General features: G+C 73.7%; 9 protein-coding genes. 2 read left to right on the top strand and 7 right to left on the bottom strand.

The window, feature by feature from the left end; all coding sequences use genetic code 11:
* Window positions 1–9: 9 nt before the first annotated feature.
* A complete protein-coding gene (locus EV384_RS02820) occupies window positions 10–1,080 on the top strand; it encodes a PHP domain-containing protein (RefSeq protein WP_130329851.1) in 1,071 nt (356 codons plus the stop codon).
* 115 nt (window positions 1,081–1,195) lie between these two features.
* On the opposite strand, the gene EV384_RS02825 is transcribed toward EV384_RS02820, so the two are convergent.
* Window positions 1,196–2,176 (bottom strand): DMT family transporter, encoded by a 981-nt coding sequence (locus tag EV384_RS02825; protein ID WP_207232724.1) that lies wholly within the window; start codon window positions 2,174–2,176, stop codon window positions 1,196–1,198.
* Window positions 2,177–2,321: 145 nt separating this feature from the next.
* Here EV384_RS02825 and EV384_RS02830 point away from each other — a divergent pair, with 145 nt between their 5' ends.
* A complete protein-coding gene (locus EV384_RS02830) occupies window positions 2,322–3,992 on the top strand; it encodes a DUF885 domain-containing protein (RefSeq protein WP_130329855.1) in 1,671 nt (556 codons plus the stop codon).
* Between the two features lie 57 nt (window positions 3,993–4,049).
* Here EV384_RS02830 and EV384_RS02835 read toward each other — a convergent pair whose 3' ends face one another.
* From EV384_RS02835 to EV384_RS02860, 6 genes are all read right to left on the bottom strand, one after another.
* The gene (locus EV384_RS02835; protein ID WP_130329857.1) at window positions 4,050–5,558 is read right to left on the bottom strand and encodes a DUF6114 domain-containing protein; all 1,509 of its coding nucleotides are present in this window, start codon (window positions 5,556–5,558) and stop codon (window positions 4,050–4,052) included.
* A gap of 77 nt (window positions 5,559–5,635) precedes the next feature.
* Window positions 5,636–6,244 (bottom strand): DUF6230 family protein, encoded by a 609-nt coding sequence (locus EV384_RS02840; RefSeq protein WP_130329858.1) that lies wholly within the window; start codon window positions 6,242–6,244, stop codon window positions 5,636–5,638.
* 386 nt (window positions 6,245–6,630) lie between these two features.
* Entirely contained in the window at window positions 6,631–7,806 is a 1,176-nt protein-coding gene (gene pgfA / locus EV384_RS02845; RefSeq protein WP_130329860.1) for a cell envelope lipid trafficking protein PgfA, read from the bottom strand.
* A 98-nt stretch (window positions 7,807–7,904) separates the two neighbouring features.
* Window positions 7,905–8,717, bottom strand: a complete 813-nt coding sequence (locus EV384_RS02850) for a class I SAM-dependent methyltransferase (protein ID WP_130329862.1) — start codon at window positions 8,715–8,717, stop codon at window positions 7,905–7,907.
* On the bottom strand, window positions 8,714–13,075 hold the full coding sequence (locus tag EV384_RS02855; RefSeq protein WP_242623914.1) for an alpha-(1->3)-arabinofuranosyltransferase: 4,362 nt from the start codon (window positions 13,073–13,075) through the stop codon (window positions 8,714–8,716). The genes EV384_RS02850 and EV384_RS02855 overlap by 4 nt, the downstream gene beginning before the upstream one ends.
* Complete coding sequence (locus EV384_RS02860) at window positions 13,072–14,733, bottom strand: substrate-binding and VWA domain-containing protein (RefSeq protein WP_130329866.1); 1,662 nt, start codon at window positions 14,731–14,733, stop codon at window positions 13,072–13,074. The genes EV384_RS02855 and EV384_RS02860 overlap by 4 nt, the downstream gene beginning before the upstream one ends.
* Window positions 14,734–14,906 lie beyond the last annotated feature (173 nt).

Consider the following 14,906-nt stretch of genomic DNA (forward strand, 5'->3'; position numbering starts at 1 on the left):
TTGCAGGGCATGAGTGCCCGGGATCCCATCGCCGACCTGCGCCGGATCGCGTTCCTGCTGGAACGGGCCAACGAGGCCACCTACCGGGTCCGGGCGTTCCGGTCGGCGGCCAAGGCCCTGGGCGCGCTGCCGGCGAAGGAGGTGGCCGAGCGGGCCCGCGCCGGCACGCTCACCGAGCTGTCCGGGGTCGGCGACGTCACCGCCCGCTGCGTGGCCGAGTCGCTGGCCGGCGAGGAACCGGTCTACCTGCGCCGGCTGGTCGCCACCGAGGGCACCGACCTGGACGCCGCGGCCACCGCGCTGCGGACGGCGCTGCGCGGCGACTGCCACACCCACTCGGACTGGTCCGACGGCGGGTCACCGATCGAGGAGATGGCGCTCGCGGCGGTCGAGCTGGGTCATGAGTACCTGGTGCTGACCGACCACTCGCCCCGGCTGAAGGTGGCCCGGGGGCTCACCGCGGAGCGGCTGCGCCGGCAGCTCGACCACGTGGCCGCGGTCAACGACGCGCTGCCGAAGGGGTTCCGCATCCTCACCGGCATCGAGGTGGACATCCTCGCCGACGGCTCGCTGGACCAGGAGGAGGAGCTGCTGGCCCGCCTCGACGTGGTGGTCGGCTCGGTGCACAGCGGGCTGAACGACGAGCGGGCGAAGATGACCCGCCGGATGCTGGCCGCGATCGCCAACCCGCACCTGGACATCCTCGGCCACTGCACCGGCCGGATGGTGGCGTCCCGGCCGGCCGGGGTGAAGGGCCCGGGCGACCGGGCGCACCGACCGCGTACCCGCTCCGAGAGCGACTTCGACCCGGACGCGGTCTTCGCCGCCTGCGCCGAGCGGGGCGTCGCGGTCGAGATCAACTCCCGGCCGGAGCGGCAGGACCCGCCGAAGCGACTGATCCGCCGCGCCCTGGAGGCCGGCTGCCGGTTCGCGATCAACACCGACGCGCACGCCCCCGGTCAGCTCGACTGGCAGCGGTTCGGCTGCGAACGCGCGGCCCTGTGCGGGGTCCCGGCGGACCGCGTGGTCAACACCTGGAAGGCCGATCGCCTGGTGAAGTGGACCCACACCCGGCGCTGACCCGCCACCACCTCGCCGGGGTGGCGCGGTCCGCACCCCGCCGACCCACCCACCTCGCCGGCCGCGCGGCAGCCCCGCCGGCCGAGGGCCGGGCCGGGCGCGCGCGGCGGGAGGGTCAGCGGTGGGTGGCGGGCTCGGCGGCGGGCACGGCCGGCGTACCGGCGGTGACGGGCGTGGGCGTCCGACGGCCCAGCAGGCCCTGGGCGACCGCCACGCCGAGGAGCACGATCAGCGCGCCGACCGGCTGATGCCAGTTCAGCCGCTCGTCGAGCACCACCGCGCCGACCAGCACCGCGAAGACCGGGATCAGGTAGGTCACCGTGGAGGCGGTGCTCGCCCCGGCCACCCGGATGTTGCGCAGGTTGATCACGAAGGCCAGCCCGGTGCCGAGCGCGCCGAGCGCCAGCACGCTCGCCACCACCTCGACGGAGAGCCCGGTCGGCACCGGCGGCGCCCCGGCCACCAGCGGCGCGACGACGGCGAGCTGGAGCGTGGCGACCAGCAGCTGCCCGGCGGAGAGCGAGAGACCGGAGTACGAGCTGCCGGCGATGAACTTCTTCTGGTACGGGATGGCGACGCCGTAGCAGGCCGCCGCACCGAGACACATCAGCTGGCCGGTGAAGTGCGCCCCGCCCACGCCCTCCCAGACGCCGAGCACCACCAGCACGCCGAGGAAGCCCAGCCCGAGCCCGACCGCGCGCCGGGCGGTCAACCGCTCGGTGCGGAAGACCAGCACCGCGAGCGGCAGCACGATCAGTGGCGTGGTGGCGTTCCAGATGCCGGCGAGCATCGACTCGACCCGCTGCTCGCCGAAGCCGAAGAGGGTGAACGGGACCGCCACGCCGAAGGCGGCGACCACGAACAGGTGCGCCCAGACCCGGGGCTCGCGGGGCAGCCGGTCGCGCAGCACGGCGAGCACCACCAGCAGGGTCACCGCCCCGGTGGCGACCCGGTAGAGGGTGAGGTGCAGCGGGTGCAGCTCCTCGATGCCGACCTTGATGAACAGGAAGCTCGAACCCCAGATCGCAGCGAGCGCCAGGAATCCGGGCAGCCAGCTGCGAGCGGCGGCCCGGTCAGGAGTGGTAGCGGCGGTCACCCCTGACACTCTGCCGCAGCCGTACGACGAAGTCCCGCGCTTTTCGGACGCCGTGTCCACCGCCACAGCAACCGGCCCGAACTGCTGCCGTGAACACGGCGAACACGGTCGACACGAGGGCACCAGGGTCACGTAGGGTCGCACCGTGGGACGAATCGATGACCTCGCCAACCGGTACGTGACCGACTGGGCCCCGCTCAGCCCGACCGGCGCCACCTACGTCGGCATCGCCGGCTACGACGATCAGCTCGACGACCTGTCGCCGGACGGGTACGCGGCCCGCGCCGAGCTGACCCGGCGCACCCTGGCCGACCTCGACGTGACCGAACCGGACTCGGAGGCGGAGCGGACCGCCAAGGAGGCCATGCAGGAGCGCCTCGGTCTGGAGCTCGCCCGGCACGAGGCCGGTGAGACCACCAGCGAGGTCAACGTGATCGCCAGCGGGCTGCACGAGATCCGCATGGTCTTCGACCTGATGCCGACCGAGGGCGACGACGCGAAGGCGAACATCGCCGCCCGGCTCAACCGGTTCGCCGGCGCGCTGGAGGGCTACAAGACGACCCTGCGCGAGGCGGCCGCCGCCGGGCAGGTCAGCTCGCGGGTGCAGCTGGTCGAGGTCGCCAAGCAGTGCGACGTGTGGACCGACCCGGAGGGCGACAACTTCTTCCACGGCCTGGTCGAGCGGCTGGGCGCGGACGGCACGGTCGGCGCCGAGCTGCGCAAGGGCGCGGCGGCGGCCACCGCGGCGACCGCCCAGTTCGGCGAGTTCCTCCGCACCGAGCTGGCGCCGCAGGGGCGGGAGAAGCAGGCCGCCGGCCGCGAGCGGTACGAGCTGGCCTCGCAGTACTTCCTCGGCGCGAAGGTCGACCTGGACGAGACGTACGCCTGGGGCTTCGCGGAGCTGGCCCGCCTGGAGGGCGAGATGCGAACCGTGGCTGGTCGCATCGCGGGTCCCGGTGCCACTGTCGATGATGCCGTGCGGGCGCTGGACGCCGACCCGGCCCGGACCATCCAGGGCAAGGAGGCGTTCCGGGACTGGATGCAGGCGCTCGCCGACAAGGCGATCAGCGAGCTGCACGGCACCCACTTCGACATCCCGGAGCAGGTCCGCCGGATCGAGTGCTGCCTCGCCCCGACCAGCGACGGCGCGATCTACTACACCGGCCCGAGCGAGGACTTCTCCCGCCCGGGGCGGATGTGGTGGGCGGTCCCGCAGGGCATCACCGACTTCTCCACCTGGCGGGAGGTGACCACCGTCTACCACGAGGGCGTGCCGGGTCACCACCTCCAGGTCGCCCAGACCGCCGTCCGGGCCGAGCTGCTCAACCGGTGGCAGCGGCTGCTCTGCTGGGTCTCCGGGCATGGTGAGGGCTGGGCGCTCTACTCGGAGCGGCTGATGGACGACCTGGGCTACCTGGAGGACCCGGGCGACAAGCTCGGCATGCTGGACGGGCAGGCGTTCCGGGCCGCCCGGGTGATCGTCGACATCGGCATGCACCTGGAGCTGGAGATCCCGAAGGACAACCCGTTCGGCTTCCACCCGGGCGAGCGCTGGACTCCGGAGCTGGGCTGGGAGTTCATGCGGGCGCACTGCCGGGTGCCGGACGAGAACCTGCGCTTCGAGCTGAACCGCTACCTGGGCTGGCCCGGGCAGGCCCCCTCCTACAAGGTGGGCGAGCGGATCTGGCTCCAGGCCCGCGAGGAGGCGAAGGCCCGCAAGGGCGCCGACTTCGACCTCAAGGAGTTCCACCGCCAGGCGCTCGACCTGGGCTCGCTCGGTCTCGACCCGCTGCGCAGGGCGCTGGCCCGCCTCTGATCGCGGAACCGGGGGCGGGCGCGGGCCCGCCCCCGGTCACCCGTGGTGGGACGACGGTCAGGAGAGGCTGAGCGCCAGTGCGGGCCGGGCGGTCAGCGTGTCGCAGTCGACGAAGGCCAGGTCGACCACCGGGTCGGTGAAGGTGATCGGGATCGGCGAGGTGACCGGAATGCCGTCCGGGAACGGCAGGTCCGGGGTCAGCGTGATCTTGATGCCGAGGAGCCGGCCGACAAAGCGGGTGGCGTAGAACGCCACGTCGCCCTGCACGGTCAGCCGGTCCGTCACGTACTGCTGGTTGCGGCCGGCCGGACCGTCCGCCACCAGCTTGAAGTCGTCGGTCACCGCCTTGGCCATGCTGAACTTCAGCGCCTTCAGCGTCCCGTCCGAGGTGGGCAGGTCGACGATCCCCTCGAACCGCAGCCCCGTCATGGTGACCTTCGAACCGGTCAGCTTCGACGGCTGTCGGGCCACCTTCGGCTGCCCCGGCTCGGGAGCGATCTTCGGCATCAGCCGGCCCGGCTGGGCGGTGCCGGGCTTGGCGGGCTTGGCGGGCTTCCCGGCGGGGCAGTCGCTTCCCGACCCGGTGGCGGTCGGCGTCGGCGCGGCGGCCGGGCCGGCCGCCCCGGCGCTCGGGGTGGGGGTGGCGCTCGCCGACGGGGTTGGGCTGGGCTCGGCCTGGGGCCCACCGGTGAACAGGTCCCCGATGCCACCCAGGATGTCGGTGAGGATGTTGCCGTCCGAGGTGGCCCCCGGCGACGGGCTCGGGCTGGCCGTCGGTGTCGACGTCGGGAGGGCGCGGCCGGCGGAGGGGGACGGGGTGCTGACCTTCCCCGGCGGCTTCGGGCAGGCGGTCGCGGCGGGCGACGGCGGGGCCGCCCGTACCGGCTGCGGCTGGATGGCCACCAGCCCGGCGGCGGAGAGACCGAGCACCAGCAGCGCCACCGCGAAGTACCGGGGGTCGCGGGAGCCGCCGGACGGCTCGGGCGGGTCGTCCGGCCCGGCCGCCGGCGCCCCGTCGCCGGACCGGGCCGTCGCCGCGTCGCGCTGCCGTGGTACGCCCCGGCTGTCGGCCGGCATCAGCTCGTCGACCAGGCCCGGGTCGTCGGATCCAGTGGTGGCCGGCGGGGTCCCGGCGACCCGCCCGTCGGGGCCGTCGCCTTCCGCGGGGGCGGGCCGGGCGGTCGGCGCCCAGGCGAAACCGAGGGCGCTGCCGACCATGCCGAGCAGCAGGCCGAGGAAGAAGCCGCCGAGGTTGAGCCCCATCAGCGAGTAGATCGTGGTGACCGCCGCGACGATCGCGTAGAACAGCCGCTGAGCTGGGCTGAACCAGAGCAGCAGCCCGCAGGTGAGCAGGATGACCGGGATCAGCAGCGAGTACAGCCCGGTGGATCCGCTGTGGAAGCTCAGGCCGTTGAGCGTCATCCGGGTGGAGGCGAACATCTCCACCCCGGCCAGCGCGGTGAACAGGCCGCCCCAGAACGGCCGGGTCCGCCGCCAGCGGCGGAAGCCCCGCCACACCCGGCCGACACCACCGGCGCGGACGTGTTGCGGATCAGCGGTTGTCACGTACTCCTCCTGGCGGAGCGGGGGGACGAGGGGACGGGGACAGGCCCGCGGCGTCCACCGCGGGCCCGCGATTCAGCTCAGAAGCACTCCTTGCCCGTGGCGTCCTTCCCGACGTTGACCTTCAGTCGCAGGCCCACCAGGTTGAAGGTGGAGGCGGTGGTGTAGCGGGACACCTGCTCCAGCTTGGTGATGGTGACCTCGTCGGCGTTCTGGCCGAACGAGCCGGTCCGCGCCGTCGGGTTCAGGTCGCTCGCGTCCCGGCCGATCTTGATGTTGCTGAAGGTCGCGTTGCCGTCCAGGCTGTCCATCGCGATCAGCAGGTCCTTGGCCTTGGCCGGGTTCTTGCCGTCACCGGCGTTGATGGTCAGCACCACCGGCATCCCGGGCAGGTCGGCGCGGACGGATTGGCAGAGCTTGTAGAGGTCGGCGCTGCCGATCTCGGCGAGGGCCACCGGGTGGACGGTGCCGTTCTTCTCCCGGACGACGCCGCCGTACTGCTTGAAGCCGTCACCCTCCAGCCGCTCGGCGCCGATCTTGAAGGTCTGGCCGGAGACGGTGATGTCGGACGCGATCGCGCCGCTCTGCATGCCGAACAGGATGGCGCCGACCGCGGCCGTCGCGGGCACCATCATCGCGGCGAAGCGCCGCCACCGGGTGCGTCCCGGGATGTCGATCCGATCCTGCACGGATTCCTCCTCGATGGGGGCTGGTGCTCTTCGGGGTGGGCCGGTCGACCGGTGGGGCCCCGGGCCGGGCCGTCACGCGTGTTACCGGCGGGTAACGAACGTGCGAATGATGGTGCACCCGCTGAGGCGGGGATCACAAGCCTCTACCTACGGTGGGGTAACTTCCGAGCCACGTGACGATGCGGCGCGTTCACGCTCCGTCGAGAGCGGCGCTGGCGGACCCCCGGGAGCAAGCGTCCAAAGGTGGGCTTTCTGGGCGGGCAGCCGTAACGCTGAGCATCGAGGATATCGATGGTTGCGATTATATAACGAACGCTCAGCGTGACCACAGAGACGCGGAGGGCGGGCCGACACCGTCGACCCGCCCTCCGCGCACCCTGATCACATCAGCGCTTGCCGGCCTCGTCCTCGGTGGCCGGGCGCTGCACCGGCACCGCCGGCTCGTCCTCCGCGCGCCAGTTCGTCGACGCCGGCGGGATCACGTCGCTCAGCGGGCCGCCCTCGCGGTCGGCCACGGGCTGCTCGTCGGTCGCCGGGTCGGCGTCCCGGACCGGCTCCTCGACGCGGGTCGGGGTGTCCACCCGGTGCCGCGCCTCGCCGTCCGTGGCGACCGAGCCGCCACGGCCCACCAGCACGCCACCGACCAGCAGCACCAGGCCCAGCACGGCCAGCCCGACCGGGACGTAGACGCTCAGCAGCTGGAGCTTGTCCCGGCTGTCCTTGGCCCGGTCCGCCGACGCGGTGATGGTCGCCTCGTTGTACGCGAAGTCCGCGTCCAGCAGCGTGGTCGGCGCGCCCACGTTCGGGGTCAGCACCTTCTTCTGCACCTCGCGCACCTTGATGAACGCCCCGGTCACCGGGTCCACCCAGACCGTCCGCTGGTTGCTGTAGACGAGCTTGCCGTCCGTCGCGCCCGTCGCGAACGTGCCCAGCAGCGCAGTGAGCCGGGTCGAGTCGAGGTTCAGCGTCTCGTCCGTGATCACCTGCTCGAACCGGTAGGTCTCGATGCCCTTGATCGTCTCCGTGCCGGCGAACTTCGCGTCCCGGACACTCCGCAGGTCACGGTCGAAGATCTTGTAGTCCTTCTTCTCCGTGTGGAACGGGAACTTGTAGATCTGGCCGGCGAACCTGATCCCCTTGTCCTGCTCGCCGGTGTCGTCGAGCCACTGGCCGTTCCACTCCAGAGCCGCGCCGGAGACCCGGTCCAGGGCCAGCTGGGCGCCGTACGCGCTGACCAGCTGCTTGTTGTCGACCCGCTCCACGGTCTGGCCGACCTGCCACACCACGGCCTTGCCGTCGAGGTCTCCGCTCAGGTTCGCCGTCTCCTTCGGGAGCTGGGTGACCAGGACGGTGGACCTGAGATCACCGTCGTTGACCTTGATGGTCCCGTCGTTGATCTGGAGGAACTTCGCGTTGCTGGCCTCCGCCACGGAGGTCGAAGAATCCAGGTCGTAGGGGAGCTTGGCCAGCGCAGGGGTCACGACGAACACCAGCCCGGCGGCCAGCGCCAGGAGCAGTACGCCAACCCCGAACAGCACGGCACCTATGGCGCGGTGCTTCATTTTTCCTCCCTGGAGGAGCTCAATTTCGTCGATATCGATCAGCAAGATGGCCGCGAGGTTACTACTTGGTCACATCGCAACGCGACCCCCGGTCAGCCCTACTTTCCGGCCGCAGCCGGTGATTCCCTGGTACCGACGGCCGGCTCGCGGTCCGGCCGCCCACCGGTACGCCGCAGCACGAGCAGGAAGTTCCACGAGCCGATCTCGCGCGCTCCGGGGACCCGCACGATCCAGCGGCCCCACCAGGGGTGGTAGCGGGGCAGGGCGTCGAGGACCTCGACGTCGGCGTTGCCCCGGGTCCAGTGCAACGCGTCGGAGATGGAGACCGGGAAGAGTGTCTCCCGGAAGCGGTTCTTCGGCGGACGCCCCATCCGCCGCTGGTAGCGCCGCCGGGCCCGGTCCCCGCCCAGGTAGTGCCAGGGTGCGGTCTCGTGCCCACCCCACGGGGACAGCCACGGAGTGAACGAGACGAAGAGGATGCCGCCCGGCCGGGTCACCCGAGCCATCTCGTCCAGCATCCGGTGCGGCTCCGAGACGTGCTCCAGCACGTTGGACGAGAAGCAGACGTCGACACTGCCGGTGCGCACCGGCAGCGCGGTGCCGCTGCCGCGCAGCATGCCGGCGGCGGACCCGGCCGCGGAGAAGTCACCGACGTCCGGGTCGAGACCGACATAGTGCGCGCCGGCCGCGCGGAAGGCCTGCGCGAAATAGCCCGGGCCGCCGCCCACGTCGAGCACTGTCCGCCCGGTCAGCCCGGTGTAGCCGGAGACCTGTCGTACCGAGTCGTCGGCCAGCAGACCGTAGAAGTGGTCGGGGTCGGTCTGCTCGACCAGGAAGGCCCGGAACAGGGCCACCGAACGACCCAGGGTGGCGAACCGGCGGCGAGCCGCCCGTCCCTGCTCAGCGGTCATCGCACTACCGTCCCGTCCTCGTCCTCACCGGCGATCGGCGGGTCGCCGATCCCCGGGGCTGTCACCCGCCCCGGCGCAGCACCCCCGACCGCCCCCTCGGCGTCCTCCAGAGGCGGGCCGGCGTCCGGGGTCGGACCGGCCGCGTCCGGAGTCGGTGGCGCGCCGGGGACCGGCACCACCGCCGCCACCACCGCGCCGATCGCCACCAGCATCGCCGCCTGCACCCAGGTGCCGTACGCCCACTCCTGGCCGTGCCCCCGCAGCCGGCCGGCCACCGCGGTCACCGTGGCCAGGGTCAGGCCGCCGAAGACCACCACCGGTAGCGCGCGACGGGCGAGCTGGCGCAGCAGCATCGCGGCGAGCACGATCGCCACCGGCAGCACCCCGCCCAGCGCGGCGAGCAGCACCACCAGCAACGTGCCGATCAGCCAGGGCGCGCCCTCGGCCGCTACCTGCGCCCCGTCCGCGGTCCTTCGGCGCACCGGCCAGGCGGCCAGCACCAGCACGACGAGCGCGCTCAGCGCGCCGGCGGCCAGGCCGCCACGGTAGGCGCCGTCGGGGGCGAACCTCAGGCGCACCTCGCCGCCGGCACCCGCCGGCAGCACCCACGCCTGCTGCCACCCGTCGACCCGGGTCGCCGGCAGCGTCCGTCCGTCCATCGTGGCCGTCCAGCCGGCGTTCGCGTTCTCCGGTACGACGAGCAGCGCGCGCTCCCCGGCCCCCACCCGCACCCGGCGGTCGGTCGGCGCCCAGTCCAGCACCGAGACGTCCCGGTGCCGGGGCGGGGCGGCCGCAGCCCCGGCCGGACGCAGCGTGGCGTCCTGCGCCACGAAGCCGCGCGACGGGGAGGTGGCCAGGTGGTGCCCGCCGGCCGGCAGGTCCACCACCGCGCCGGTCTCGCCGCACAGGGTCACCGCCATCGGCGTGCCGGCGACGGCGTCGCGCAGGGTGCCGGTGACCGCGGTTTCGTACCGGAAGCCGTCGAGTTCGACGGCAGGGCCGGCACCGCACGGCGCGGCGATCCGGGTGTCCGCGGGCAGCGGCCTCAGCGGGCCATGCAGGCCCGGTACCTCGATTTCGGCGATGCCAACGGTCGCGGTCCAGCCGTTGCCGCGCCGGTCCGCCACCCGGTCGGCCGTCTCCCGCACGCTGATCTCGAGCCGGTCGGTGAGCACCGCGGCCAGGCGGACCAGACCGTCGGCACCGACCGGCACCAGCTGGACACGGCCGCCCGCGCGCACCTCGACCCGCTCGGGCAGGGAGCCCACCGGCAGGTCGGCCGGGCGCAGCCGCAGCTGGTCGATCCGCCGCTTCCCCTGCCAGCTCAAGGTGAGCGTCGGACGCAGATCTCCGGTGTCGGCGAGCCAGGCGGTGCCGGGATCGCCGTCGACGGCCGCCCACGGCGCCACGGACGCGTCCCCCGCCAGGTACGACGAGGCGCCGGCGGTGACTCGCGCCCCGGCGAGGGCCAGCACACCCCCTGGGCGGGCCACGGCGGTGACCGTCAACCGGTAAGGGCCCGGCGCCGTACTGCGGAACAGCCGGTCCACGCCGAGGGGCTCCTCGCCGACCCGGGCCAGGAAGCGGTCGCACCGGATGACGGTGCCCGCCGCCCGGATCCCCGCGCCGGCCGTGGTGGACCGGGAGCCCGGGCCGGTGGTCGGATCGGCGTCGACGGGCGGGACGGCGTCGGAGCCGGAGGCCGGGAAGCACGCCGGCCGGCCGGCGGATCCCCGACTGAACGACCAGGAGACCGGGCCGGTGGCGGCGGGCAGGTCGGTGGGGACGCGCAGCGCCCGGCTGGGCGTGGTGCCCGGAACCGAGAACTCCCGGATGCCCACCCCGCCGTCGAGCCGGCCGCCGGCCACCGCGAGCACGGTGACCCGAATCGTGCTGGTGACCCCCGGCAGGGTGTAGTACGTCTGGGCGCCCAGCCCGGCGGCGACGTCGTGGTCGACCGAGCCCCGGTCGGTGCTGATCCGGAATCGGGTGACCGGCCAACCGACCCCGAGGTCGTCGACGAAGGACAGGGAGACCTGCTCCACCTGACGCGGGGTGTCCAGGTCCAGCTGGAGCCACTGCCCCACCGGCCCGGTCAGCGGCGCGGAGTGCCAGGAGGTGCCGCCGTCGCCGTCCACCGCGGCGAACGGCAGGTGCGACGGATCGGCGGCGGCCAGGTTGTCCACGAAGCTGGCCGCCGTGGAGGCAGTCACCTTGCGGATCCCCTGGTACGTGGCGACCGTCTGGTGCTTCCGGCCGGAGAACGGCAGCAGGTCGAGGGCGACCCGCCCCTGCCGTCCCGCCTCGGTCGCGGTCAGGGTCTGGCTGAGGTTGTCCCGTACCCGCCCGATGTCCCGTTCCCGCCGGCGCAGCCCGTCGGTGACGATCCACCGCCCGTCGGCCGCCTCGGACCCGATGTCGGGCCGGTCGCCGGCGAGCACCGCCGGCTGGTCCCATCGGACCACGCCCTGTTCGAGCAGGGGCAGCAGCGACTCCGGGCCGCCGCTGACCGTGGGCACGTCGGCGGTGAGCACCGCGGAAGCGGTCGGCACCGACCGCTGGACCTCGTACACCTCGATCGCCGGTAACGGGCCGGCGTCGTCGTCCACCGGGCTGCCGGGCGTCCGGCCGACCGCGCCGGTCGTGCCGAAGGTGGCCACCCGCGCGATCCCCGGCGACCCGTTCAGCGCCCGGCGCAGCACCGCCACCGGCGGGGCGTCCACCTGGGTCCGGTCGATGTCGTTGCGCAGCAGCAGATGGCGGAAGCCGGCGCGGGCCAGGAAGTCGGCCAGCCCGGCCGAGCCCCGCCCGCCGGACAGCACGGTCTCGACGGTGTCCATCATCCGGGTGTTGCCGGCCGAACCGAGCGGGATCTGGTGCCGCACCGCCCAGGGTGCTCGGGCCAACGACTGCAACGGTTCGTCGACGGTCCGTCCCCAGTCGTACTGGCCGAAGCCCGAGCCGGGCACCACCAGGGTGCGGGCCAGGGCGTCCCGGTCGGCCAGCCAGGTGGCGGCGGCCCGCCAGCTCGGCGGTAGGTCCGACCAGCCGGGCCCGGGCCGCAACAGCCCCGTCCAGGCCGGCGCGGCCGCCCCGAGCACCAGCAGGAACACCGGTACGAACACCAGCGGGCGCAACCGCAGCCCGGGGCGGCGCCGGCGGGCGGCGGTGTGCAGCCGGGTGGCCCAGGCGTCCACGCCGTGCGCGAAGCCGAGCATCAGCGGCAGCCGCAGCACCGGCTCCAGCTTGTGCACGTTGCGGAGCGGCGCCAGCGGGCCGTCCAGCAGGTCCCGGACCTGCTCGGAGAGCGGGCTGTCCAGGCTGCCGACGTAGCCCATCGTGAGCAGGGTCAGCCCGGCCAGGAAGCCGAGCACCAGGAAGCGGCGCTCGGGCAGCAGGTTGCCGGCCAGCCCGGCCAGGCCGACCAGCGCCACCACCGCGGTGAGCGCCATCAGCACCGGATGGTCGATCAGCAGCCAGCCCGCTGGCCACCACGGGTCCCCCTGGACGATGTACGCCACCCACTGGTTGGTGCCGCGTACCGCCTGGAAGAGCGAGGCGACCGCGGTGGTCGTGGTGGACGACTCGATGTAGTCCAGGAACGGCAGGCTGTACTGGCCGAGCAGCAGCAGCGGCACGATCCACCAGAGGCAGACCCCGACGACGCAGAGGCACCACCAGCCGACCAGCCGCAGGTGGGCGGCGTCCCACCGCCGGGTGAGCAGCCACACCCCGGGCAGCACCAGGGCGAGCAGCACCACGGCCGCGTTGATTCCGCCCATGCCGAGCACGGCCAGCGCGGAGAGCGCGGCGGCCCGGCGCGGCGAGCCGATCCGGTGCACCCGGACCAGCGGCAGCAGCACCCAGGGCAGTAGCGCGGCGGAGAGGACCTCCGAGGAGAGCGCGCCGATCTCGGTGAGCATCCGGGGCGCGAGCGCGTAGCCGAGCGCGGCCGCGTACCGGGTCGGTTCGGTGCCGATCCGCATCGTCCGGGCCAGCAGCAGCAGGCCGTAGAAGGCGGCGCAGAAGAGCAGCGCGCACCAGAGCCGCTGGGTGATCCACGGCGGTACGCCGAGCAGCTGCCCGACCGCGAAGAACGGCCCCATCGGGAAGAGGTAGCCGTACGCCTGGTTCTGCAGCTCGCCGGAGGTGGCCTCCGGGTTCCACAGGTGCAGCGCCCGGGCCAGGAAGTGCACCGGGTTCGCCGCCAGGTCGAGCTTGGTGTCGAAGGTGACCTGGCCGGGCCGCTGGGCGAACGCGACGGCGGTGAGCAGCAGCAGGCAGAGTGCGGTGGCCGGGGCCTCGCGGACCGGCCGGAGCGCCCGGCGCGCCACTCCACGCGCCAGCGTCGTGGTCACCGCTGGCACTCCGGCGGCAGGCAGCTCAGCTCGGCCAGCGCGGAGAAGAAGATCTGCCGCATACCCTTCGGCTGGTCGGTGCGGAACACCTGCCCGCCGGTCACCTTCGCGATCGCGTTCAGCTCCTCGGGATCGACGTCCCGACCGAGCCCGACGAAGATGATCGGCAGCGGTCGGCGCGGGTCCTGGAGGGCCTTGAGCTCGGCGAGGAACTTCGTCCGTCCGATGCTCTCGGCGTCCTCGTCCCGGCCGTCGGTCATCACCAGCACCAGGTTGATCCGTCCGGGGGTCCAGTGTCGCCGGGCGTCCCGGTACGCGGCCAGCGTCGTGTCGTACAGGCCGGTGCCGCCGTCCGGCTTGACCTTCACCTCGCCCAGCCGCCGGGCCAGCGCGGCCCGCTGGGCACGCAGCGGCCCGACCGGCAGGATCTCCCGGTAGTCCCGATCCCCGTCGACCTTGGTGGAGAAGACCCAGACGCCCAGCTCGCTGTTGTCCAGCAGCAGTCCGGCCCCCTCCCGGGCGGCGGCGAGGGCGGCGTCGAGCCGGGTGCCACCGCCGGGCACCCGGACGGCCATCGAACCGGAGATGTCCAGCACGGTGAGGATCCGGGCGCTGCGCTGCACGCCGCTCCACCCGGTCAGCATCTCGGTGACGGTCTCCTCGGCGGGCAGCGGCACCGGGTTGCGGGGGTCCGGGCTGAGCCGACGGTCGCGCGGCACCGCCGGCGGGTAACCGGCGGCGGTGCGGAAGCCGTACCCGGTCAGCACGTCCCGCGAGGCGGTGGCGAGCAGGTCGGTGAGGAAGCCGGCCGCCGCGTCGCGGACCGCGTCGCGGGTGCCGGGCAGCACCACGTACGGCAGGTCGAGATCGGGGACGCCGACCTCCGGGTACGCGGCGACCACCTTGTCCGCGCCGGTCAGCGCGTTGTGTTCGAGCACCGCCTGCTCGGTGGTGGCGACCGCGTCGGAGCGGCCGGGCAGCCCGGCGGCCGGGGGTAGCGAGGCCATGGTTCCGGCGGGGCTGAAGGTCCGGCCGGCCAGCTTGCGCAGCGTCGCCGCCACCGCGCCGCCCGGGTCGGGTTCCCCGGCGGCCAGCGCCCGGACGCCGAGCAGCGCCCCGACCCCGGCCGGATCGACGGCCGGGTCGGGCAGCCCCACCTTCGTCGCGTCCGCCTTCGGGCCGACCAGCGTCCGCCAGGTCAGCGGCCGGGCCGGCCAGCCCGACCTGCGGGCCACCGGCTCGGTCACCGCCAGCACCACCGGAGTGCTCGCCACCGACGTGCCCTGCCCGGGCACCTCGAACGCCCCGGTGGAGCGGGCCCGGCGCAGCCAGAACGTGGACTCCGGCAGCCAGGCGTCCGCCACGTCGGCGCCGTTGGCCAGCTCGGCGGCGACCGCGTCGGACTCCCGCGCCTGCACCACCAGCGCCACGCACGGCTGCCGGCCGACGGTGGCACGGGCGATCCGGTCCACCGCCGGGGCGACCACCGGGGCGGCGGCCACCCGCAGGCGTACCCGCTGGAGGCACTCCGGCGTGGTGCGCTCGTCGCGCAGCCAGACGAAGCCGCCCCAACCGACCAGCAGCAGCACGAGGGCCGCGCTGAGCAGCACCACCGGGGAACGACGGGCGAGGATCCGCGCCGGGACGTCACGCACCACGGCCGGCCACCTCCTCGCCTTTTCGCCCGGCCGGCAGGCGCCGGCCGCAGGTCACGGGTATCGCGGAACGGCCCGACCGGTGTCACCACCGGCGGCGCACGGATCCGCGCTGACACACCCTGCCAAGCTTTCGGGTCCCCGGCAAACCCCCGGTCGACGAGCTGTTATCCGAT

The sequence above is a fragment of the Micromonospora kangleipakensis genome (assembly GCF_004217615.1).
Taxonomy (GTDB): Bacteria; Actinomycetota; Actinomycetes; order Mycobacteriales; family Micromonosporaceae; genus Micromonospora; species Micromonospora kangleipakensis.

Excerpts from the sequence above, each read along its gene's own strand:
- EV384_RS02820 (WP_130329851.1), top strand. The coding sequence starts at position 10 with ATGAGTGCCCGGGATCCCATCGCCGACCTGCGCCGGATCGCGTTCCTG.
- pgfA (WP_130329860.1), bottom strand. The coding sequence starts at position 7,806 with ATGAAGCACCGCGCCATAGGTGCCGTGCTGTTCGGGGTTGGCGTACTG.
- EV384_RS02850 (WP_130329862.1), bottom strand. The coding sequence starts at position 8,717 with ATGACCGCTGAGCAGGGACGGGCGGCTCGCCGCCGGTTCGCCACCCTG.